This is a genomic window from Cupriavidus sp. H39 (assembly GCF_050271075.1).
Lineage (GTDB): Bacteria > Pseudomonadota > Gammaproteobacteria > Burkholderiales > Burkholderiaceae > Cupriavidus > Cupriavidus necator_B.
Genome location: NZ_CP189846.1, coordinates 2,100,594 through 2,122,681 on the forward strand (window position 1 = coordinate 2,100,594; position 22,088 = coordinate 2,122,681).

Genomic DNA, 22,088 nt, shown 5'->3' on the forward strand with positions numbered 1-22,088 from the left:
CTTATACTCCATCCCGCACCAACTGCGCGCCTTGCAATTCGACCTTTAAGGAACTCCACCAATCATCAGTAAAGGCGTCAAGACCACTCAAAGGCGACCTGCGCTCCTCCTTGGCCTTCAACATAGCCCCGCGTACCAGTGGATGCGCATCAAATTCCGGCCCAATCAAGACAGCAAACAGCGCATAGCGTATTTGCTCTTCCTGCGTATCAAGTTCCCACGTTTCGACAGCCTTCCTCATGGCCTTGGCGACACGTTGCTGCAGTTCCGACGTAAACGACGCGTGATCCATGTCCTGCAATACATCGAGGGTACGATTGGTGGATTCGGCAAGCATCAGGACCTGCAATTGTTCGTTGCCCAAGACAACTTGACTTGAACACCAAGAATCCGACTCGAGAGCAATCACCTTCCTTAAGCTGGCATCTCGCCCCAACCACCACCATCCTGACGCGCAAGAGAAGAAATTCTCGCGCTGTTTCGACGTTAGGGCCCAAGACAGCAGATCAAGGACACGCGGATCCCAATAGCGGAAAAGCCTACGTTGGTAGTTGACACCCATTACCGAACACTCCGCCAATCGCTTAGCCAGTATCTCGGTGGTGGCATGACTTGCGACCCACCCGCAAACGGATCTACCAAATTCACGGTGGTCCTCTTCGCGAAGGGCTTGCTCGATGGCAACACTAAGGCTGTCGTCTAACGAAAAGTCACGGCCTATATCGCCAAGCGGTGCTAAGTAGGGACGACGGTCAGAAGGAATTCCCGCGTACGAGATAGGCAAAGACACCGCTTTTTCACGGGCAGGCACTCGTGCCAGAGGATCATGCAGAACCGTGTCGACAAGAACATAGAGTTTTGCCCCTTCCATCTGATCGATGTCACTGAACAACGTATCTCGGAGCCGCGATTGAAGCGCATCTTTATCCATTACCGCCTCACGCAAAGGCCGCACCGCCCTGGGTGGCACCAGCCAACGCCGCAGCGCAGCCCTTGTAGTTTCCTGTTGGCAGCTCTATCCCTGCTCCACCACCCCGCGGCCCCACAAACAAATGCTGTGCCCCCTTAAATGTAGTCATCCCCGGCGCATGCACCTCAATCGTATTCCCCAGCACCCGGATCTGCGCCCCGGCAGCATTCAACAACACATGCTCCTTCGCTTGCACATTGACCGCCCCCTGAGACGAGGACACCGTTACCAGCTTTTCAGCGGCAATGCGTCCCTGGCCCTGCAAGCTGGCAACACCGACCTTCCCGCTCGCCGCGTGCATGGCAATCCCCGCACCGGACTCTCCCCCGGCCTTGCCATGGGTGAACAAACTCAACCCGTCAGCCACCGCCACCGACAAATTCCCGGCCGCCGCCACATTGGCATCCTTCTGCGCCGCCAGCGTCAGCTGCGTACCCGCGACCAGCACCGCATCGGCGGGCGTGGTAGCGGCGATGCCATTGGGCGCTGATACCTGCAGGTGGGGCTCGTTGTAGGCAGTGGCAGTGGCATTGGCCTTGCCATCCGCCGCCGCTTCCGTATGACGCAAGACCTCAGTGGTGTGCTTCAACTGAGCGATGGCCGGAAGTTCGGCCGGAGCGGGCTCGTCCGGCAAATCCGCCTTTTGCTTGCGCGCGACATCGGCCAGCGAGGTCAGCAGTTCAGTGCTGGCTTCTATCTGCGTTGCAGCGCCCTCGCTGTCGAGCAAGGGCACGCTGGTGTCCGCACCGTGCGCGGTCAGCAGCATGCCCGAACCGCCTCGCAAGACGCCGCTGTCCGCCGTTTCCAACGCGGCTCCGTGGCCGAGTGCTGCCTGGCGGGCGTTGTCGCGCTGTTCCAGGTGATGGCCCAGCGTCAGCGCCGAGGTCGCTTGCGTGGTGGATAGCAGGGTGCGGCTTTGTCCCGAGGTATCGTCGAAGACGAGCTGGTTATAGCCGCCGGTCCCGTCCTGGCTGTTCCCGAGTGCCTGGGTCTTGATACCGGACAGCACCGCATTGTGGGCGTGGCCTTGCTGCCCGTTGGGCTGGGCGCCGCCGTCCTGCTTGCCATCGGCAGCCTCACTGCTGCCAGCAAACCACGCCGGGGCATTGCCGGTTGCATTGCCGGCACCGGTCTGGTTTTGGTTGTACTGGGCGCTGGCCTGGCCGCGGCCGTTGTAGGCGGCGCCGATCACCACCGGCCGATCGATGTCGCCATGCTGGAATTCCACAACCACTTCCTGGCCGACGCGCGGCAGTGCCACGCCGCCCCAGTTGGCGCCGGCAACCGGGGTGGCTACGCGAACCCAGGTGCCCAATCCGGCTTCGGCGCGGGCGTTGTCGTCGCCGGCGGGATGAGACAGCCGGCTGGCCGAGCGGCCACCGCGCTGCCAGTGGAACTGGACTTTTACCCGATGGTCGCGGTCGGTATGCACGGGACCGTCCGTGCCGATGACGATGGCAGTCTGGGCGCCGGTGACGGTAGGCCGAGGGTGCAGTTGCCGGCCATGTCCGTCAAGCTGCTGCGGGCGGTATGGGATCTTTGCCGGCACTACCGTAAATTGGTTGCGGTAGAACGGCACGTCCGCGGCGGCCGTGGTCCCTTTGGCAGGCGCAGCGGTAGTCTGGCCGGTCCCGAGCAATTGATCGATGACCCCCCGGAAGCGCTCGTTCAGGTTGTTGCGGGCCGCGTGCGTCACCGCCAGAACGACAAAGCGGCGTTCGTCGTCTCCCTGCACGCGCTCGTAGTCAAAGTGGCCGGTCAGCATGAAGCGGCTGGCGGGCGCCAGCGTCCGTACGCTGCCCTCGCCAGAGAACGACAGGCGCCGCACTTCCAGCGCCTCCACCAGTTGCCGCGCATGGCGCTGCGCCTGCTCGCCGTCCTCGAACCAGTATTGGCCGGGGTAGTCGGTGTCTTGCAAGGCCGGCGCGGCTGAATTGCCTTCGGTCGGTGCACCGGCCTCGGCACTGCGCACCGCCTTGGCACGATAGTCCCAGCTGGCCACGGCCACCGCATTGGTCTGCAGCCTGCGCGCGCCTTGCCAGCGGTCGATCACGTCTTCGGCGGCGGTGGCATCGGCGCGGCCGAAGCGGATGCTGGCCTGTTCGTTGTCCTGGAAGACATCGTTGGCATCGGCGATGACCATGCGGTGCGTGCCAAGTGCCTCACCGTCGGCGGCTTCGTGTTCGAAGTAGTAAAACAAGCCCTCTTCGGCGAGCAGGCGCGTTATGAAATCGAAGTCACTTTCTTCGTACTGCGTGACGATGCTGCGGCGTGGATAAGCCGCAGCATCGCGCAGCGCCCAGCGCCACGCCGGCACCAGCTTGCCCTGGCCGTTGTAATCGCCAAACACGCTGTCCACCACCTCGATCACCGACATGTCCTGGAACAGGAAGCTGTCGCGGCGGTGGCGCAGGAAGGCCAGCCATGGCTCGACCACGATCCGGTAGCGCGCCAGCCCGCCGTTGGCGCCCACGCGCTCAAAGCGCGTGACGTGGCCATGGAAGGGCCGCAACGCGGTGCGGCTGCGCTGCGTCAGCAGGTCCACGCGCACGGCCTGGCCGAGCAGGCTTTGCGCTTCGATGCCGGCGTTGTCCGATACCGCCGTCAGTTCGATGCGAAACCCGCAGCCATCCAGCTGCTCTGACACCTGCAGCTGTTCGGGCATCAGCGCGTCTTGCCCCAGGGGCGTCTGCAGGCGCAGCAAGCGGTTGGCCTGCGTAAATGCGGCGCCAAGCAGTTTGGCCAGGTCGGTCGCTGAAACCATGAATTACTCCTGCGATGTCACGAGTCTGCGCATGCCGATATCAGCTGATGCGGTACTTGAACTCACCGTTCTTGCCGGTGGTGACCTTGATCTTGTCGACGCCACCACCCTCGGCCATGCGCACCAGCACGGTCTGCGCGATTTCCGGAAGCAGCGTGCCGTTCAGGATATGGTCCACGGCGCGCGCGCCGGCATCCACTTCGGTGCAGCGCGCCAGCACCGCCTCGATGAGCGCGTTGTCCCACTGGAATTCGGCCTTGTGGTTGGCCGCCACACGGTCGCGGATGCGGCCCAGCTTGAGCGTGATGATCTCCACCAGCACGTCGTCCGGGATCGGGTAGTACGGCACTACCTTGGTACGCCCGAGGAATGCAGGCTTGAACGCCTTGTACAGCGTCGGCCGCAGCATCTCGGCCAGCGCGTCCGCATCAGGCAGCTCCTCCGGGGGCTTGTTCAGGCAGGCCTGCATGATCGCCGACGAGCCGACATTCGACGTCAGGATGATGATGGTGTTGCGGAAATCGATGGGCCGCCCTTCGGCGTCGTCCATCTCGCCCTTGTCAAACACCTGGAAGAACATCTCCAACACATCCGGGTGGGCTTTCTCGATCTCGTCCAGCAACACCACGCTGTAGGGGTTGCGGCGCACGGCCTCGGTCAGCACGCCGCCCTCGCCGTAACCGACATAGCCCGGCGGGGATCCCTTCAATCCCGACACGCTGTGCGCTTCCTGGTACTCGCTCATGTTGATGGTGATGAGCTTGCGCTCGCCACCGTAGAGGATGTCGGCCAGCGCCAGCGCCGTCTCGGTCTTGCCCACGCCGGACGGGCCGGCGAACAGGAACACGCCGCGCGGCTTGTTGGGATCTTCCAGGTTGGCGGTGGCGGTGCGTACGCGCTGCGCAATCGCGTCCAATGCGTGGTCCTGTCCGATCACGCGTGCGGCCAGCAACGGCTTCAGGTTCAGCACGGTGCGCAGCTCATCCTTGACCATGCGGCCAAGCGGAATCCCGGTCCATGCCGACACGATCTCGGAAACCACGTGCCCGTCCACCTGCAACGGCACCATCGGGGCTTCACCCTGGAGGGTGCGCAACTCGGCCAGCAGCCGGTCGAGTTCATCCGGCTCCGCAGCCGCTGCAGCTCCCTTGCGAGTGCCCTTGCGAGGGATTGCCACGACATCGCTGTTTGCGGCCATTGCCGGTTCAGAAGCCTCCGCATCGGCCTCGCTGCCCTGCTCCCGCGCGGTGCGCAGCGCCTGGATGCGCGCTACCAGTTCGCGCTCCTGCGCCAGGCGCGCATCGGCAGCGGTGACGCGCTGCTCCAGCTCGGTCCGCTGCGCTTCCAGCGCTTCCAGCCGCTCCGTGTGCCCGGCGCCGGCGCGTTGTTCGCGCTGCAGCGCGGCCAACTCCACGCCCAGGCGCTCCAGCGCCTTGCGGTCATCTTCGATCGCGCCTGGCGTGGCGTTTTGCCCGAGCGCCACTTTGGCGCAAGCGGTATCAAGCACGCTGACCGCCTTGTCCGGCAGCTGTCGGCCGCTGATGTAGCGATGCGACAGGCGCACTGCCTCAGTGATGGCTTCGTCCAGCACGCGCACGCCGAAATGGCGCTCCATCAGCGGCACCATGCCGCGCAGCATCGCCGCCGCCAGGGTCTCGCTGGGCTCGTCGACCTTGACTACTTGGAAGCGCCGCGCCAGTGCGGCGTCCTTCTCGAAGTACTTCTTGTACTCGCTCCAGGTGGTCGCGGCGATGGTCCGCAGCTCGCCGCGCGCCAGCGCCGGCTTGAGCAGGTTGGCGGCATCGTTCTGGCCGGCCTGCCCGCCCGCGCCGATGATGGTATGGGCTTCATCGATAAACAGGATGATCGGCTGCGGGCTCTTGCGGACCTCCTCGATCACGTTCTTCAGGCGATTCTCGAACTCGCCCTTGACGCTGGCGCCGGCCTGCAGCAGGCCCATGTCGAGCGTGCGCACGGTCACGCCCTGCAGCGGCGGCGGCACGTCACCCACGGCGATGCGCTGGGCAAGGCCTTCGACCACCGCGGTCTTGCCGACACCGGCCTCGCCAGTCAGGATGGGGTTGTTCTGCCGGCGCCGCATCAGGATGTCGATGACCTGGCGGATCTCTGCGTCGCGTCCGATCACCGGGTCGATGCGGCCATCGCGGGCCGATTGGGTCAGGTCGACGGTGAACTGGTCAAGTGCCGGCGTAGCGGTCAGCGCGGGAGCCGCAGTGCCACCGTTGGCGCTTGCCTGGGCCGCAGTGCCATCGGCAATGTCCACCGCCTGCTCCCGCTCTTCGGAACCGGCGGTCAGCTTGTCGAAATCGTGCTTGAGGCGATCCGCGTCGAACTCTGCAAAGCGATGCGAGCCCCGCACCGCCAGCGGCGCCAGCGCAGGCTCTGTCAGCAGTGCCAGCAGCAGATGGCCGGAGCGGATGCGGGTGGTCTGCGAGTCGAGCGAGGCAATCAGCCATGCGTGCTCGAACAGCTTGGGCAGGTAGGGAGAAAATGCCGGCGTGCGCGTGTTGCCGTTCTTGAAGCGCGCGATCTCCGCTTCCAGGTCGCGCTGCAGCGCCGAGGGGTCGATCCCGCTGGCGCGCACCGCCACCGAGAAATCGCTGCGCGCGTTTTCCAGCAACGCCAGGAACAGGTGCTCCAGGTCGACCTCATAGTTGCCGCGCGCCATGCACAGCGACGCGGCGCGTTCGGCGGCCTGCCGGCAGCTGGCGTTCAGTTTGGCGATCAACGTCTTGAGGGGAATGGCCATGGCGGCTAGGGCTCCGGTAAGTCTGAATTGCGTTGGGGGTGCGCGTGGTTGAGAAAAGCGGATCCGCGCTCAGTGCACAGGCGCAAGCGTATAGCGGGCATCGCTGCGGTCCTGGCCAGCCGGCCTCGTGCTGAGGAAGGTATCCCAGCCCAGCCTGCCGCTGCCCTCCGCGCCCAGTTCACAGCCGGAAACGTCCTTTGCGCGCAGGATCAGGCCGACTTCGTATTCCAGCGTGGCGCCGCACAGCACCGTGACCATCTTGCGCAGGGCCAGGGCCCCTTCGGCGCCGGGCAGGAAGTTGCGATACTGCTCGCGCCCCAGCGGCCCCATCCAGATGCGCACGCGCAGGTCACGCTGCCAGACACGCGTCCCGGCCAGTGCGGTGGCGCCCAGCAGATTGTTGGTGCCGCCCAGCCGCGAATACTGCGACGGCGGCACTTGATACCAGCCGCCGACAAACTGCTCCACGCGCACGTCAGCCCGGAAATAATCGGACAGCACCTGCTGCAGGTAGGCGGCCGAGACCGGCCGGTGGCGCGCGGCGGTGGCATATCCGGCCAGCGCCTCGTCATGCACGACCCCTGCCGTGGCCGACAAGCCGCGCCGCATGGACTTGTCCCCCATGCCGGCCAGCGACAGCAACAGTGGCAGGTAATGCCGGTTGCGATCGACTTCGTGCTGGAACGGCAGCCGGTACTTCTTCCACGCCTGGTAGAACAGCGCGGTGGCGCGGTTGGAGAAGATATCGAAGAAGGCGCGTGCGGCGCGGTCGCGGCGCAGGGTTTCGCGTTCCGACACGATCTCGGTGTAGTGCAGCGGCAGCGCGCCCTGGGCCCCGAGCATGCCGAAGAAGGTTGGCGTGATCGAAACCTTGTCCAGCGCGCCGTCTGCCAGAGCCCGCGCGAAGGCATCTTCGCTCTCCAGCGCCCCGTTCAGCGCAGAGGCAGGCTCGATGGATTGCAGCTCACTCGGCGGGAACGACAGCGACAACGTATTGCGAAAGGCAACGCGCGTGGCCAGCACCTGCTCCGGAACGCCCGCACCTTCGCGCGCATAGTGCAGCTCGAGCAACCGCACCGCCTGGAAGAACTCGAAGCGGTAAGGTTGCCGCAGCAGCGTGCGGATTACACCAGGATCGATTCGCCGCTGCGGGGTGCGCATCTTGCCAGTTCCTTGCCGCCGCGGCGCGATACCGCGACCAGCTGCACAAAGCTGTTCAGGTGGACATACAGGCCAAAGAAGTGGTCCATGACCCGGATAAAGCGATGCAGCCCGGTGCCGACGAAGGCGTCTTCATCCAACGTCAGCTGGATCTCGAGCCCGCGTACGAAGGTGGCGAAGGGCTTGCCGGCGAGCCACTGCGTTGTCGGCTTGTAGTCAAGGCCGACAATGCCTTCGATCTGCCGCGCCGAGATTGCGCTGCGCGGCAGGTCATGCAGGCGCAGCATTTCCTTGAGCGTGGCCAGCCCGTTCTGCACCAGGGACAGGTGATTCAGCGCCAGCAGAGAAACCAGCCGCCATTGCGACGAGCGCCCGCTGCTCAGCCGCATCGACGGAGTCGGCTTGCGCAGGAAACCGATGCGGCGGGCAATCGAGCTGCCTTCCATGGTCAGGTCGCCATCCGGCTGGCCAAACGCCAGCAGCGCGGGCAGGTCGCGGTTGGTGCAGGTCACGCTCAGGCTCAGCGTTTCCGTGCGCGGGCTGGCGGGATCGAAGTCCGAATCGACGATGGAGATCTCGGTCTCGAAGCCCGGGCTGCGCTCCGCGACCAGGGCATTGCGGCGAGCTATCCAGTAGTGCCCGGCCCGGCCCGGATCTTCGCCATGGTGCAATGAATAGAACGGCCGGAACTCCACCACGTCGTGGCTGGCGGCGGTTTCACGCACCAGTTGCACCTGGTCGATCGAATAGATCTCGAAGCCATGCGCGCGGCGGCTGTCTGCAACCACCGGATAAGCGGTGGCGGTATGCTCGATGCGGATCGGGTCGGCCTTTTGCCGGAACAGGTTGACCACCGGTGTGCAGTGCAGGCGCAGGTGGGCAGCTCCAAGCCCTTCTAGCAGGCGCGCGGTGTTGCTGTCGCTGCGGACATCGGTCAACACCAGGTGCAGGGTCACGCGGCGGGCGGCGGCCCCGGGCAACAGCGCGCGCTGCACCGGATCCAGGTCGATATCGACGAAGTTGAACTTCTCGGCAAAGCCGAAATGTTCGCTCAGCAGGCGGTATGCCGGATGCGAGCGCGCCGGGGTGTCGATCAGCGCCTCTTCCGCGCCAAAGCCGACCTCGCGCAGCGGCACGCGCTGCAGTCGCTTCCACACACCGGCGCGCTCTTCCACATACGCCGCGGCCACGTGCAGGAACAGTGCGTCGCCCAGCGCCGCCACGAAGGACGGCTCGCCGTCCAGGTACACGCGCACCGCCTTGTGGCCCAGCGCATCGAAGCCACCCTGCTCGCCGAGGTATTCCAGCTCGATCGAGATGGCGCCCGTGGCGCCCTTGGGCAGGTTGACCGTCGACGGCGCGGACACCGCCCGCTCGAAGCCGGCAGCAGCGACGCGCAACGGCAGGAAGGTCACGTCATAGGCGGTACGGAACCGGCACTCCACCTTGCGCACCGGGCGCGTGGTCAGCAACGTGCCGCGTGGCACCGTGACCGGCGCGCTCAGCTGCGCGGCCATGCCGGCTACGTCGAAATGCGCAATCGAGCATGACGGGAACGGGCTGAGGTAGTGCGGATACAGTACCTCCAGCAGCGCTTCAGTAAACTCGGGGTATTCGTCATCGAGCTTCTTGCTGATGCGGGCGGACAGGAAGGCGAACGATTCGATCATCCGCTCGACGTGGGGATCGTCGCAGCCATCGGCCGACATTGCCAGGCGCGCCGCAATCTTCGGATAGCGCTCGGCAAAGTCGCGCGAATACCGGCGCAGAAAGGCCAGTTCGCGTTCGTAATATGGCAGCAAGTCTTCCATTCTGTCTGGCCGGTGGGTGACGCTAATGGCGTGGTTGGCGCTGTCTTGGTGGTCGTCGGCTTCCGATGGCTGGCAACGGCTTCATTGCCCAAAGCACGCCTGCGCAACGCCGCGCTTCAGCCCCGCCCTCGCGTGACCGAATACTGCAGCGTCGATGGCTGCAGCATGGCATCGAAGCTGACCGGCTCGCGCGCAGGGCCCACCAGCAGTACCGCGCTGATGCCAAAGCACAGCACGCTGGTGGCCCGCTCGCTGACCGACAGCGCAACGTTGACGTTCTGCAACCGCGGCTCATGGCGCTCGATCGCATTGCGCAACGACTGGCAGATGTACTGGCGGTCATCGAAGCTGGCCAGGCTCAGCCCCGCGAAATCATTCAGCCCATAGGTCAGCAGCGACCGCCGGCACTCGGGCAAGCCGTTGAAATCGGCATCTTCATGGACGATGCGCGTATTCAGCAGCGACTCGATATCGCGGGCGACCGTCGCTTTCAGCTCTTCCAGCGACAATTGCCGCAGCGCGCTGGGCAGCGGCGCGTGCGGCTCGTCATCGAAGAGCTTGTCGAGCAGGCTGGGCTCAAAGCCTTTCATGGGAGCGAACAGGCAAATGCCGCGGCAACGCTGCCGCGGCAAGGCTTGACTGCAGGAACGTCAGACCGAGTAGGTCTTGTCGTTCTTGGTCAGGCTCCAGGCGCCTTGCGAGTTACCGCCCTGGTTACCGCCGATCTTCTGCTGCGTGTACTTCCACTGCACGGCAGCGTACTTGAGCGTGAAGCTGTCGCTAGGGATGCCCTCGGCAACGACATTAGCCGACACCGCGCCCAGGATGGCGTTCTTCAGCTTGATTTCCAGGTACTTGACCCGCTTGCCTTCACCGTCGGCGCGCAGGAAGTCGATGGTGACCTCGTCGAACGTAGTGCCGCCCGACACGTGCTGGTACAGCAGCGGGCTGACCACGTCCAGATCCTTGGTGAACACCATCTCGCCGTGCTCGCAGCGCTCGGCGGTATGGCCGCCGGCGGTGGACGCGGTGGCCGAACGCGGCTGGGTGATGCTGTGCTTCCAGGTATTGACCTCGATCCAGTCCTTGTGATCCTTGTCTTGCGATTCGCCCTTGATTGCCGGGCTGCCGAACTTGACGTAGATATCCTTCATGGAAAGACCCTCGATGAAAATCGCTATTTAGGCTTCTTGCCAGTTTCCTGGCATTGCTAGGTACTGCGCCCGCTTTCCCCCGCAGGGATCGCGGTCAGGAGTTTGCCGCTTTCGGCAAATCCGCAACCAGCCGCAGCGAGATTGACAGTTCATCAAGCTGGAAGTGCGGGCGCAGGAAGGCGACGGAGCGGTAGGTGCCCGGCTTGCCGGGTACCTCCGACACCTGGATCGAGGCTTCCCGCAACGGGAATTGCGCCTTCTGCTCCTGGCTGGCGTTATCGTCGAGCAGAACGTATTGGGAGATCCAGCGGTTCAGGAAGCTCTCCACGTTCTGCGCTGAAGCAAAGCTGCCGATCTTGTCGCGCATCATGGCCTTCAGGTAATGCGCGACGCGCGACACCGAGAAGATGTATTGCAGCTGTGCCGACAGCACGGCGTTGGCGTTGGCGCTGTCGGTGTTGTACTTCTTGGGCTTCTGCACCGACTGGGCGGCGAAGAACGCGGCATAGTCCGAGTTCTTGCAGTGCACCAGCGGGATGAAGCCGAGGTCGCTCAACTCCTTCTCGCGGCGGTCGGTGATCGCGATTTCAGTCGGGCACTTGAGCGCGATCTCGCCGTCGTCGGTCTTGAAGGTATGGGTCGGCAGGTCTTCGACCAGGCCGCCGCCTTCGACGCCACGAATGGCCGCGCACCAGCCAAAATCCTCAAAGGCTGCGGTCAAGCGCGCACCGAAGGCCCAGGCTGCGTTGCACCACAGGTACTTGCCATGGTCGGTGCCATCCACGTCCTCGACGAAATTGAAGCCCTCGACCGTGGTGCCGTCCTTCGGGTTGTACGGCAGGCGCCCCAGGAAGCGCGGCATGGTCAGGCCGACGTAGCGCGAATCCTCGGATTCGCGGAATGACTTCCACTTGGCATACTCGACGGTATCGAACACCTTGGCCAGATCACGCGGCTTGCCGAGATCGGCGAAGGTCTCCAGGCCCAGCAGCTCCGGCGACGCCGACGCGATGAACGGCGCGTGCGAGGCCGAAGCCACGTGCGACATCTGCTCGATGAAATAGACGTCTTCGGGCTGGCGCGTGATTTCGTAGTCGCCGATCAGCGCCCCGAACGGTGCGCCGCCAAAGGTGCCGAACTCTTCTTCGTAGACCTTCTTGAACAGCGCGCTCTGGTCGAAGTCGATCGCGGTCTTGAAGTCACGCACCAGGTCACGCTTGGTCGCGTTCAACGCCTTGATCTTGATCATCGTGCCGGTCTGCGTTTCCTTCACCAGGTACGACAGGCCGCGCCACGTGCTTTCCAGCTTCTGGAATTCCGGCGCATGCATTACGGCGCTGAGCTGGGCCGAGATCAGGCGATCCAGCTCGGCCACGCGCGCATCCAGGGTCGCCGACAGGTTGTCGGACACCACCACGGTCCCGTCCAGCACCTGGCTGACCAGCTCGCCGATGATGTCCTTGGCACGGGCATGTTCGGAATCCGACTTTGCAACCTTGCTCTGCTCGACGATCGTGTCGAGCAGGTTCAACGTGCCGACAGCCGCGCCGGGCTGGGCCACTGCAGCGGACTGGTTATCAAGCATCGTCGCCACCGTTCCTGGCATTGGCACCGAGCTTTTGCAGCGACTCGGTATTGGTCAGCACTTCCGAGAGCAGGTCTTCCAGCTTGTCGTTGCCTGCCAGCTTGTTGCGCAGGTCGGCCAGCTTGGAGCGGGCCTCGAGCAGCTTGCGCAGCGGCTCGATCTGCTCGACCACGGCTTCCGGATTGAAGTCTTCGAGGGAATGGAACTTCAGGTCCACGCCAAACTTGCCGCCTTCTTCCGAGAGCGTGTTGGGCACCTGGAACGCCGCGCGCGGCTCGATGCCGGCCATCACGTCGTCAAAGTTGTCGCGGTCGATATTGACGAACTTGCGGTCGCGCAGCTTGGGCTGGGCCACTTCGGACTGACCCGACAGGTCAGCCACCACGCCCACGACAAAGGGCAGTTCCTTCTGCTCGATGGCGTCGCCCTTCTCGACGTCGTACGTCAGTTGCACGCGCGGGGGACGCACCTTCTGCAGGCGCTTCTGGACACTTTCTTTCTTGGCCATCACTACTCTCCGATCTGGCGGAATCCGGTCTGAGGATCAGCGCAGGGCGCCGAACGGGTCTGCGCTGCCGCCGCCCGCAGCCGCGGGCTGCGCCGGTTGCGCCGACGCGGACGCTGGCTTTCCGGTGACGGCACGGCGGCGCGGCACGGGCTTGGCCGCCGGCGCGGCGTTCTTGTCGCGGGGGAACAGCACTTGCTCACCCAGCGTGTCGCGCAGCATCTGGGCCAGCAACTGGGCGTCGGAGCGCACGTCGCCAGCCAGGGCGCTGTCGGCGCGCAGTTCCTGCAGCGAGCGGCGTGCCACGCGCAGGCCGCTGACCGCCAGCACGCTCTTGGCCTTGCGGTCAGTGGCGTCACGCTGCAGCGCTTCTTCGGCCGCGACGATTGCTTGCGGGTAGTGCTCGGCGCCGAACTGGATCTGCGCCATGCGCGACCACGGCTCTTCGCGCGTGGGGTTGTTCTTGGCGATCTGCTCGAACAGGCTGATGGCCTGGTCGCGCTGGCCGCTGGTCAGTGCCGCCTCGGCCTCGGACATGCTCTGCTTGAACGACTCATCGCTCTGCGGTCCCGGATTGGAGGTTGCGCAGCCGGCTAGCAGCACGGCGGAGCTGGCCAGCATCACCAGGGTGCGTTGGATTCCTGACTTGGGCTTGTAGTCGTTCACGGCGAGTCTCTTGTGAAAGTTCAAGATTGCGGCGGGGCGATTCGGGCTGGCTTGGCGAGATTCGCGCTCGGAAAAAATGCCAAATGCCAAGAATGCTAGAACTGTGTTGAACCCGAATTGGCCGGAATAGTACACTCTGCCGCTTACGGCTGACAACAGATGGACAGATATTGTCAGCATTAGTACTTTTTGGTAGTTCTCTACCGTTTTGTCGTATCGGTCCACAACTGCTGAATTAGATGTTTCTAAATTCTGTCATGCGCCAAATTGAATTCAGCCAGCCGCCGAGCATTGAACCAGCACCGCAACGCCGGCGTCGCAGCGCCCTGGCGGTGCCAACCAGGCTGGCTGCAGGTCTGGCGGCGGCAGCCTGCGCCGCGGTGCTGACAGGGTGCTCGGTGGGCGGCACGCTGCTGGCGGGCGCGGCCAGCGGCGCGCTGGAGGCGGTAGGACTCAAGCCCTCTAACGTGCCGGAATCACAGAAGCCGCCGCGGGAAGTCCCGCTCAAGCTGTATGCCGGCAACAACCTCAATGCGGCGGCCGATAACCGGCCCGCGGCCATCGTGGTCCGGCTCTACAAGCTGAAAGATCCCACCAGCTTTCTGCAGGCGCCCTTCGATACCTTCATCGACCCGCAACGCGAGCAGAAGACTCTGGGCGCTGACCTGGTGCAAGTTAGAGAGATGACTCTAATTCCCGGCCAGCGCTATGAAATCGTGGAAAAGGTTACCCGCGAGGCCGGAACGTTCGGCGTGGTGGCGCTGTTTCGCAGCCCTGCCCCGCAGCGCTGGAAGTTCGCCTTCGATACTGCCAAGAGCGAGAAGTCCGGGTTGACCATCGGCCTGCACGCCTGCGCCATGACGCTGACCGTCGGCGATGCCATCACGCCGGCGGGCGCCGCGGCCAGCAGCAACCTCAACCTCGTATCTGCCGCGGGCTGCCGTACCTGACGCGGCACCGGGCACCAACAACGACAACCAAGGCAAACGTGAGTTATTCCGCCAAGATCCTGTGGGGCGAAGGCCTGTTCCTGCGGCCCCAGCATTTCCAGCGGCAGGACGCATACCATGAGTCGCGTCTGCACGCCACCGCGCAAGTGATCCAACCCTATGGCTGGGGCGTGCGCAATGCCAGTTTCGACACGGATGCGCTCGCCAGCGGGGTGCTGCGCGTGACCGAGCTGTCGCTGTTCTTCCCCGACGGCGAGCTGTATTCCGCGCCCCAGGCTGACGAACTGCCCCCACCCGTGGTGCTGGACGCCATGCCGGCAGGCACCTCGGAACTGACCTTCTACCTGGCCCTGCAGCCGCTGCACGATGCCGGCGGCAACTACCGCGACGACGTAGAAGGCTCACTCTCATCCCGCTATGTCGGCCTGCAGACCGAAACGTCGGACCTGTTCACCGAAGCGGAACCGGCAGCCATCACCTACCTGAAGAAGGCCGTGCGGCTGGTGGCCGAGACCGAGCCGCGCGACCAGTTCATCTCGCTGCCGGTCGTGCGCATCCGGCGTACCGCGACCGGCGGCTTTGAACTGGACGAGACCTTTGTCGCCCCCAGCTTGTCGATCAACGCGTCGGCGGTGTTGTACCTGCGCCTGCGGCGGCTGATCGACGCGCTTCAGGCCAAGGTCAACGCGCTGTACGGTTTCCATCGCGAACCCACCAAGAACATCATCGAGTTCCGTTCTGGCGATATCGCGTCCTTTTGGCTGCTGCACACCGCCAATGCGTCCTTCGCCGCGCTGGCGCACCTGTTCCACCATCCCGAACTGCATCCCGAGCGCCTGTTCCAGGAAATGCTGCGCCTGGCCGGCGCGCTGATGACATTCTCGAAGAGCCACACGCTGGCCGATCTTCCGGTCTATGACCACGACAGTCCGGGCCCCGTCTTTGCGCGGCTGGACAGCATCATCCGCGACCTGCTCGATACCGTCATCTCCACGCGCTACTTTTCGATCGCGCTGGACGAGACCCGTCCCTCGTTCCATCTGGGGCGGCTGGATTCCGGCAAGATCGACGACAAGACCAGCTTCTACTTGTCGGTCAGCGCTGACATGCCAGTCGCCGAGTTGGTCGACGCCATCCCCAGCCGCTTCAAGGTCGGGGCCCCCGATGACGTGGACAAGCTAGTGCTGTCCTCGATGCCGGGCGTGCCGTTGACATACACGCCGCAGGTGCCGCCCGCCATCCCGGTGCGTCCGGGCGCGTGCTATTTCGCCATCGAGGCGCGCGGCGCACTCTACGACCGCATGCTGCAGGCCCAGACCATCACCATCTACACCCCGGCCGGCATCCGGGAACTCAAACTTGAACTGATTGCGGTGACCTCATGAGCGCTACCTCCACGCCTTCGCTGTTCGGCGCCTCGCCGGCCGGCCAGCCCTCCCCCGTCGCCGCAGGCTCCGCCGACGGCGCCATGCACGCGCGTACCCTGCTCGACCTGCTCTACGACGGCTTCTTCATGCTCTTCCTGCTGCGCAATGGCCAGCAACCGGGCAGCGCCGAGGAATTCCTGCAGAAGGTGCGCGACTTTCTCGATGACTTCGAGCGGGGCGCCAAGCGGCTCAACGTCTCGGCTGAAGACATCTTCGATGCCAAGTACGCGTTCTGCGCCGCCATCGACGAAACTATCCTGGCCTCAAACTTCGGCATCCGCAGCACGTGGGAGCGGCGGCCGCTGCAACTGGTGCTGTTCGGCGAGCAACTGGCGGGCGAAGGCTTCTTCACCAAGCTGGAAGAACTGCGCGCGCAAGGCGCCCCGCGCCTGCAGGCGCTGGAAGTGTTCCACATGTGCCTGCTGCTGGGGTTCCGCGGCAAGTACATCCTGGAGGGACCCGAAAAGCTGGCCTACCTGACCGCGCGGCTTGGCGACGAGATCTCAGCGATCAAGGGCAAGCGCGCCGCCTTTGCCCCGCAATGGCCGATCCCGGACAAGATCTCGCACGCGCTCAAGCGCGAAACCCCGCTGTGGATCTTCGGCGCGGTCTTCGCGCTGATTGCCCTGCTGGCGTTCCTGGGGCTGTCGACCACGCTGCGCTCACAGACCAGCGACACGCTGCAGGGCTACTCGCAGGTGATCAAGCTGGGGCCGCGCTATTCGCATCTGACCATCTCGCTGCCCTGATGCCGCGTTGATGCCATCGAAGGCGGTCCTCCCGCATCCAGGCCCGCATGCCGAACCCTCTAGCGCGACCTTGCTCCGATGAAGCCCTTGTCCTCTTATCCGTCATCCGCGATGGCCGCCCTGTCCGGGCTGCTGGGCCAGCGCACGCGCCAGATCACGCTGGAGACGGCACTTACCGCCGACGACCTGGTAGTGGAGCGCTTCGTCGCGCACGAGGGTGTCTGCGCACCCTTCCGGTTGCAGATCGATTGTCTTAGCCCGTCGGCACACCTGGACACCGCACGCCTGGCCGCCGAGGAAATCACGCTGCGGCTAATGCTAGCCGACGGCACCCGCCGCGCCTGGCACGGCTATGTCCAAAGCTGCACGGCCATCGGCGGCGACGGTGGCCTGGCCCGCTACCGGCTGATGGTCGGCACCTGGTTTGATCGCCTGTGCGCACGCACCGATTGCTATGTCTACCAGGACAAGACCGCGCTGGAGATCATCGAAGATGTGCTGGCTGACTACCCGCTTGCCCAATTCCGCACGGCCGTGAGCCAGCCGCTGCGCAAGCGCTCGGTCTGCTGCCAGTACCGCGAGACCGATCTTGCGTTTGTCACGCGGCTGCTGGCGGAAGAAGGCCTCTCCTATCGCTTCGAGCATCAACAGGACGACGCCGAGGCATCCGGCCAGGAGGACCAGGCCCAGTCCCGCCATTGCCTGGTGATCTTCGACAACCAGGCCGAACGCCCCGCCTGCGCGCAGCCCAGCATCCGCTTCCACCGCAGCGACGCCACCGAGCGCGAAGACGCCATCGACCATTGGACGTTGCAAGCGGCCGCGGGCACCAACGCCGTCACCGTCGCCTCATGGGACTACAAGTCGCTGGCCGCCACCGCCGCCGACGCCGGCAGTGAAAGCCTGGGCGAATGGCCGACGCTGGAGTCCTTCGAAACCCGCGGCACCTATCGCTTCCCCGACGCCGATGCCGCACGCCGCGCCGCGCAGTTGCGCGCGCAAGCGCATGAAAGCCGCTACCTGCGCTACGAGGGCGAAGGCAGCGTCCGCGCCCTGGGCGCCGGCGAACACTTCACGCTGACCGGGCACTTCGACACCGCCGCGAACGAGTTCGTCACGCTGGCCGTGCGCCATGAAGCGGCCAACAACCTGGGGGCCGAGGTAGCGCTGCTGCTGGGCCTGTCCGATATCGAGGCCGGCAGCTACCGCAACCGCTTCGAAGCCATGCGCGCCGACGCCCCGCTAGTGCCGGCGTACACGCCCAAGCCCACCGCACCCGAAGGACAGCCCGCTATCGTCATCGCCGAGGGCGGCGCCCCGCTGACTACCGACCGTGATCACCGCGTACGCGTGCGCCTACCCTGGCTGCGCGCGCCGATGGCCGACCCCAGGGCCGACACCGCCGCCGACCCGGCCCAGGACGACCTGACCCAGGTCACCGCATGGGTGCGCGTCGCCACCGCCGCGGCCGGCCCCAACTGGGGCGCGCATCACCTGCCCCGCGCCGGCACCGAGGTCATGCTGACCTACCTCGATGGCGACATCGATCGCCCGATGGTGGTGGCGCAACTGCACAACGAACAGGACGCCCTGCCCTGGCCCGCCGCCGAGGCCCCGCTGAACACTGCCCTGTCCGGCTGGCATTCGCACAACCTCGGCGACGGCGGCTACAACCAGTGGGTGGTCGACGACAACACCGGCCAGTTGCGCATGCGCCTGGCCAGTTCCGCGGCAGACACCCAGCTCAATCTTGGCTACGTGATTGCCCAGGCCCCAGCCAGCGGTGAACGCGGCGCCTGGCGCGGCACCGGCGCCGAACTGCGCACCGACGCGTGGGCCATCGTGCGCGCCGGCAACGGCTTGCTGCTGTCGACCACGGTCCAGGCCAGGGCCGCCGGCACCATGCTCGACATCCGCGAGGCGCGCGGGCAGATGACTGCCGCTGAGCGTACCGCCCAGCGCCTCTCCGACGCCGCCACCTCGCAACAGGCGCTGCCGCTGGGCGCCGTCGCCGCCTTCGAACCGCTGACCAAGGCCATCGACCCGCAGCAAGACGGCAGTTATCCGGACCGGGTCAACGACCAGGACGCCAAGCGCCCGGATACGGGCACCGCCGCCGAGCGCTTCGGGCAACCGTGGCTCATCGCGGAATCGCCCAGCTCGATTGCACTGGCTACGCAGGCCACCACCAGCATTTTTGCCGGACGGCACCTGCTGGGCCTGGCACAGGCTGACTGGCATGTCGGCGCAGGCAACACCGTCGCCGCGGCCGCGGCCAAGGGCGTGAGCCTGTTTAGCCAGAACAATGGGATTCGCGCCATTGCGGCCGGCGGACCGGTTTCCATCCAGGCCCATACCGATGCACTCGCAGTGATGGCGGACAAGGCCGTGACGGTGACTTCATCGACCGACGGCATTGAGGTGCTGGCGCAGAAGAAGGTCGTGTTGCACGGCGGCTCGTCGCGGATCGTGCTGGAGGGGAGTGCGATTACGTTTGAGACGCCGGGGGTGTTGTCGGTGAAGGGGGCTGGGCATCCGTTGGTGGGGGCTGGGGGGAGCGCCGCAGCGTTGCCGGCGTTGCCAATTGCAGCAAGCCAGCCCAACTGGATCGAGATGAGCCTGCTGGGCTATGAAGGTCAGCCTATGCGCAACCTCGAATACGAACTCACCTTTGCCGACGGCACCAAGCGTACGGGCAAGCTGAATGGCGTTGCCGAGCAGCGGGAAGAAGCCGTGCCATGGGGTCAAGCCACGCTCACGTACAAGAACAACCCGGCCGCCAAGGACGTGCCCCGGCCCTCTCTGGATGACCTGCTGGCGGCCACTGAACCGCTCATCCGTGAAGAGGAAGCACGGCTAAACCAGAACCACACGAATACGACCGCATGAGCACCCAACAACAGACAGAAGAGGCATGGGGCCTTGTCCACGGCCAAGCCAAGCCTGAAGACAAAGGGGTCGGCCTTTGGCTATGGGAAGCGATTCAGGGCGACTTCAATGAAGACCGTTCCGCCGGTCAGATTGCGGCCGACATGGTCATCTCCCTGATTCCGATCGTCGATACGATCTGCGACATCCGCGACCTGTGTGCCAATATTCGTGCGTATCGGAAGGACCCCGGCAACAAGCTGATCCTCTTCTTCATCGCCCTCACCATTATCGGCTTCTTCCCGGAGGTTGGCTCCGTTATCAAGGGCGTCATCAAGATCGCCTTTGTCTACATTCGAAAGTACTTGCGCCGTGTAGATGAAATCTTCGACGCAACCAAGCTTGGTCGCGCCACCAACCAGGCATTGGATGCCGCCCTTCCCAAGATTACCGAGTTTCTCAGCAGTTCTCGGGTCGTGAAATGGGCTACCAAGGAAGGCGTGGCCGACATCTACCGTTTCTGCTCGAAAAAAATCACCGAGCTTGCCGGCTTGGTTAATGGTGCCAAATTGAAGGCACAGTTCCTGGCCGCAGCTGACAAGACCGAGAAGCTTCTCGGACGCCTGAAGTATATTGTTCCGGGATCGACACGGGAGAAACTGAACGATTTTCTGGAATTCCTTGGCAAGAATAAGCAGAAGATGGCAAATGGGCTCGAGCAGTTTACCGGGCCGATTCGCGCGATCCTGAAGGTCACAGCCAAGCGGTTGGATGATCATGCCTGGATAGCCTATACACAGACGCGCAATAAGGGTTGGATTGCACCGGTAAGTCAGCAGGGCGCAGCACAATTGATGAATAAGCGTCCGCCTAAATGGGTTCGTTTGGGTAAGCACTTGCCCCATCCGCCTCCTACAGCGATTCAGGCTGGCGCCAAGGAAGCACAACTAAATGCGATCATTGCCAAGCGTACCGCCAAGGGGCTGGCAGCGCCTCCGCAAATCGATGCGGGTCTTATTTCCACATTCGAGCATAATAAGATCCGAGCGGCGTCCATTGCCGGGCCTGCTAAGTTGTATCGAGTCGTGGATCCCACCAATGCTGCCGGCGGGGTATTCTGGGTAGAAGAGGCCACGTTCAAAAGCCTTAAAAGCCGAGCCGACTGGCGCGAAAAACTTGCGGTAAAGCCAGAATGGAATCAGAACGGGGAGTATGTGGTGTATGACGTCCCAGCAGGCACGTCCTTGCAGGTGTGGAAGGGGCCCGCTGCGTCACAACGCCTTGACGGCACCCCGTATCACTTGACTGGAGGCGCAGAGCAAATCGTATTCTTCCCCTCCCAGGACAAGTTTGTAGCCGGCAAAGCGCGCATCGATAGCGCGACCGGTCAGGAAATAGCAGGAAGAGGTGGGAAACCGGACACACGAATCGAGTGGCAAGACGTGACCGGCCGGAAGGTTCCGGCTCCATTACGCCAGAAGGCAACCGACCGACGCGTAACGGGTCCGTTCAAGACCGGTTGGGGCTTCGCTGACTGGAGCACCCAAGAGGCGAAAGGCATCATAGTCTCACTTCCTGACGATATTCAATGACTTCCACTAACCTGAAGCCCTATCAAATCGCGCAGCGCAATCTGCACCAGGATGCTTGGTTCCTGTATCAGACCAGTTCGCTCGCCTACTATGAATGTTGCGCGCGTCTGTGTGAGGACTTCGCCAACCTGTATAACACTCTGATCACGGATAACGGAGTGCATGGTGCTGCGGCGCTAGACTACTGGGTAGCACGCTATCGATCTCATGCAAGCAGTATCAGGCTGGGCATGCGGTTCGTTGAACTCGGCGGCGATTACATGTCGCTCCTCGACCTGATCGAAGCACCGTCAACAGATTTTCGCGGCATGGTCGAGCAGCCGCTTGGTTGGATGTCGGACGAAGATCGATCTCGCTGGGACCTTGCCATCCAAAAGGTAATCTATGCCTGCGGCACCGCAGCTACCACGCTTAGCAATAACCGAGGCAAGGGCAACCTTTGGCTGCAACGGATGACTATCGGTGCAGACAAAGTGTACTTGGACCGTGACGACAGCCATGCCGGAGACACCACGGAGGCAATCGAGCTTCTAAACAAACAAGGGATCCTTCCTAAACTCCCCGCTTATCCTCTCCACGCCGTCGACCGCACATTGACCACTGCCCCAGGACATGCCTGCCCGCGAAGCGGCGTATGGGTGCCCAAGCAATGGCTTGATGGAGCGACAGATTTCAGTTTAGCCTTCGGCGTACACGGCCAGCCTATGCAGCCGGCCTATCGGATCATCGGGCTGGAAACTGACAATCCCTTCGCCGGTTACGACGAAGAAATGGCGGAGGAGTATGAAGCGATTGCGGAGGGATCACCGGTTACCGAGGCACATGACACCACTTGGTTCTTCATCGAAGCGGCGCCATCATCGCAGCAAAGCGCCGAGGACAACCACATGCGTTGTGAAGCCGGCACACCATGCCCGAAGTCCGGATATTGGATGACTCCAGCAAAAGCAGCGTCCCGACGGTACTTCCAACGGGGCGGCGTCATGCCCGAAGTAGCCTCCGATTACGGCACCACCATCTGGCAATGGGATACTGACCAATCGGACCCAAAGCTCTGAATATTCGCTTAGCATCCCCGTGCGGAGAAAGCGCGGTTGGTGGAAGGTAGGCCGTTGC

At 63.9% G+C, this 22,088-nt stretch carries 16 protein-coding genes; 6 read left to right on the plus strand and 10 right to left on the minus strand.

The features are described 5' to 3' along the window. Nucleotide 1: 1 nt before the first annotated feature. From ACOCMH_RS09920 to ACOCMH_RS09965, 10 genes are all read right to left on the minus strand, one after another. The gene (locus ACOCMH_RS09920) at nt 2-931 is read right to left on the minus strand and encodes a DUF4123 domain-containing protein (RefSeq protein ID WP_427306815.1); all 930 of its coding nucleotides are present in this window, start codon (nt 929-931) and stop codon (nt 2-4) included. A 7-nt stretch (nt 932-938) separates the two neighbouring features. Beyond that, nucleotides 939-3,734 (minus strand): type VI secretion system Vgr family protein, encoded by a 2,796-nt coding sequence (locus ACOCMH_RS09925; RefSeq protein ID WP_427306816.1) that lies wholly within the window; start codon nt 3,732-3,734, stop codon nt 939-941. 40 nt (nt 3,735-3,774) lie between these two features. Beyond that, nucleotides 3,775-6,504, minus strand: a complete 2,730-nt coding sequence (gene tssH / locus ACOCMH_RS09930; protein WP_427306817.1) for a type VI secretion system ATPase TssH — start codon at nt 6,502-6,504, stop codon at nt 3,775-3,777. A gap of 69 nt (nt 6,505-6,573) precedes the next feature. Beyond that, nucleotides 6,574-7,665, minus strand: a complete 1,092-nt coding sequence (gene tssG / locus ACOCMH_RS09935) for a type VI secretion system baseplate subunit TssG (RefSeq protein ID WP_427306818.1) — start codon at nt 7,663-7,665, stop codon at nt 6,574-6,576. After that, the gene (tssF, locus tag ACOCMH_RS09940; RefSeq protein WP_427306819.1) at nt 7,629-9,476 is read right to left on the minus strand and encodes a type VI secretion system baseplate subunit TssF; all 1,848 of its coding nucleotides are present in this window, start codon (nt 9,474-9,476) and stop codon (nt 7,629-7,631) included. The genes tssG and tssF overlap by 37 nt, the downstream gene beginning before the upstream one ends. A gap of 116 nt (nt 9,477-9,592) precedes the next feature. Then, nucleotides 9,593-10,066 (minus strand): type VI secretion system baseplate subunit TssE, encoded by a 474-nt coding sequence (gene tssE, locus ACOCMH_RS09945; protein WP_116339950.1) that lies wholly within the window; start codon nt 10,064-10,066, stop codon nt 9,593-9,595. Nucleotides 10,067-10,126: 60 nt separating this feature from the next. Next, on the minus strand, nt 10,127-10,630 hold the full coding sequence (locus ACOCMH_RS09950; RefSeq protein WP_012355844.1) for an Hcp family type VI secretion system effector: 504 nt from the start codon (nt 10,628-10,630) through the stop codon (nt 10,127-10,129). 94 nt (nt 10,631-10,724) lie between these two features. Continuing rightward, nucleotides 10,725-12,215 (minus strand): type VI secretion system contractile sheath large subunit, encoded by a 1,491-nt coding sequence (gene tssC, locus ACOCMH_RS09955; RefSeq protein ID WP_427306820.1) that lies wholly within the window; start codon nt 12,213-12,215, stop codon nt 10,725-10,727. Next, nucleotides 12,208-12,723: a type VI secretion system contractile sheath small subunit gene (tssB, locus tag ACOCMH_RS09960; RefSeq protein WP_012355842.1), complete on the minus strand. Its 516-nt coding sequence runs from the start codon at nt 12,721-12,723 to the stop codon at nt 12,208-12,210. The genes tssC and tssB overlap by 8 nt, the downstream gene beginning before the upstream one ends. 36 nt (nt 12,724-12,759) lie before the next feature. Then, on the minus strand, nt 12,760-13,341 hold the full coding sequence (locus tag ACOCMH_RS09965) for a tetratricopeptide repeat protein (RefSeq protein ID WP_427308419.1): 582 nt from the start codon (nt 13,339-13,341) through the stop codon (nt 12,760-12,762). Nucleotides 13,342-13,718: 377 nt separating this feature from the next. Between ACOCMH_RS09965 and tssJ the strand changes: the two genes are divergently transcribed. The 6 genes from tssJ (at nt 13,719) to ACOCMH_RS09995 (ending at nt 22,030) form a co-directional block, all read left to right on the plus strand. After that, nucleotides 13,719-14,336: a type VI secretion system lipoprotein TssJ gene (gene tssJ, locus ACOCMH_RS09970; RefSeq protein WP_427306821.1), complete on the plus strand. Its 618-nt coding sequence runs from the start codon at nt 13,719-13,721 to the stop codon at nt 14,334-14,336. Nucleotides 14,337-14,374: 38 nt separating this feature from the next. Then, the gene (gene tssK, locus ACOCMH_RS09975; RefSeq protein ID WP_306847702.1) at nt 14,375-15,721 is read left to right on the plus strand and encodes a type VI secretion system baseplate subunit TssK; all 1,347 of its coding nucleotides are present in this window, start codon (nt 14,375-14,377) and stop codon (nt 15,719-15,721) included. After that, on the plus strand, nt 15,718-16,512 hold the full coding sequence (gene icmH / locus ACOCMH_RS09980; RefSeq protein WP_427306822.1) for a type IVB secretion system protein IcmH/DotU: 795 nt from the start codon (nt 15,718-15,720) through the stop codon (nt 16,510-16,512). The genes tssK and icmH overlap by 4 nt, the downstream gene beginning before the upstream one ends. A 78-nt stretch (nt 16,513-16,590) precedes the next feature. Continuing rightward, a complete protein-coding gene (locus ACOCMH_RS09985) occupies nt 16,591-19,401 on the plus strand; it encodes a type VI secretion system Vgr family protein (protein WP_427306823.1) in 2,811 nt (936 codons plus the stop codon). Further along, a complete protein-coding gene (locus ACOCMH_RS09990; RefSeq protein ID WP_427306824.1) occupies nt 19,398-20,972 on the plus strand; it encodes a hypothetical protein in 1,575 nt (524 codons plus the stop codon). Before ACOCMH_RS09985 ends, ACOCMH_RS09990 begins: the two co-directional genes overlap by 4 nt. After that, complete coding sequence (locus ACOCMH_RS09995; RefSeq protein WP_427306825.1) at nt 20,969-22,030, plus strand: hypothetical protein; 1,062 nt, start codon at nt 20,969-20,971, stop codon at nt 22,028-22,030. Before ACOCMH_RS09990 ends, ACOCMH_RS09995 begins: the two co-directional genes overlap by 4 nt. The last annotated feature ends 58 nt before the right edge of the window (nt 22,031-22,088 follow it).

What these genes read in the sequence shown, in the direction of transcription:
- ACOCMH_RS09920 (WP_427306815.1), bottom strand. Translation starts at nt 931, where the DNA reads ATGGATAAAGATGCGCTTCAATCGCGGCTCCGAGATACGTTGTTCAGT.
- ACOCMH_RS09925 (WP_427306816.1), bottom strand. Translation starts at nt 3,734, where the DNA reads ATGGTTTCAGCGACCGACCTGGCCAAACTGCTTGGCGCCGCATTTACG.
- tssH (WP_427306817.1), bottom strand. Translation starts at nt 6,504, where the DNA reads ATGGCCATTCCCCTCAAGACGTTGATCGCCAAACTGAACGCCAGCTGC.
- tssG (WP_427306818.1), bottom strand. Translation starts at nt 7,665, where the DNA reads ATGCGCACCCCGCAGCGGCGAATCGATCCTGGTGTAATCCGCACGCTG.
- tssF (WP_427306819.1), bottom strand. Translation starts at nt 9,476, where the DNA reads ATGGAAGACTTGCTGCCATATTACGAACGCGAACTGGCCTTTCTGCGC.
- tssE (WP_116339950.1), bottom strand. Translation starts at nt 10,066, where the DNA reads ATGAAAGGCTTTGAGCCCAGCCTGCTCGACAAGCTCTTCGATGACGAG.
- ACOCMH_RS09950 (WP_012355844.1), bottom strand. Translation starts at nt 10,630, where the DNA reads ATGAAGGATATCTACGTCAAGTTCGGCAGCCCGGCAATCAAGGGCGAA.
- tssC (WP_427306820.1), bottom strand. Translation starts at nt 12,215, where the DNA reads ATGCTTGATAACCAGTCCGCTGCAGTGGCCCAGCCCGGCGCGGCTGTC.
- tssB (WP_012355842.1), bottom strand. Translation starts at nt 12,723, where the DNA reads ATGGCCAAGAAAGAAAGTGTCCAGAAGCGCCTGCAGAAGGTGCGTCCC.
- ACOCMH_RS09965 (WP_427308419.1), bottom strand. Translation starts at nt 13,341, where the DNA reads ATGCTGGCCAGCTCCGCCGTGCTGCTAGCCGGCTGCGCAACCTCCAAT.
- icmH (WP_427306822.1), top strand. Translation starts at nt 15,718, where the DNA reads ATGAGCGCTACCTCCACGCCTTCGCTGTTCGGCGCCTCGCCGGCCGGC.
- ACOCMH_RS09985 (WP_427306823.1), top strand. Translation starts at nt 16,591, where the DNA reads ATGAAGCCCTTGTCCTCTTATCCGTCATCCGCGATGGCCGCCCTGTCC.
- ACOCMH_RS09990 (WP_427306824.1), top strand. Translation starts at nt 19,398, where the DNA reads ATGAGCACCCAACAACAGACAGAAGAGGCATGGGGCCTTGTCCACGGC.
- ACOCMH_RS09995 (WP_427306825.1), top strand. Translation starts at nt 20,969, where the DNA reads ATGACTTCCACTAACCTGAAGCCCTATCAAATCGCGCAGCGCAATCTG.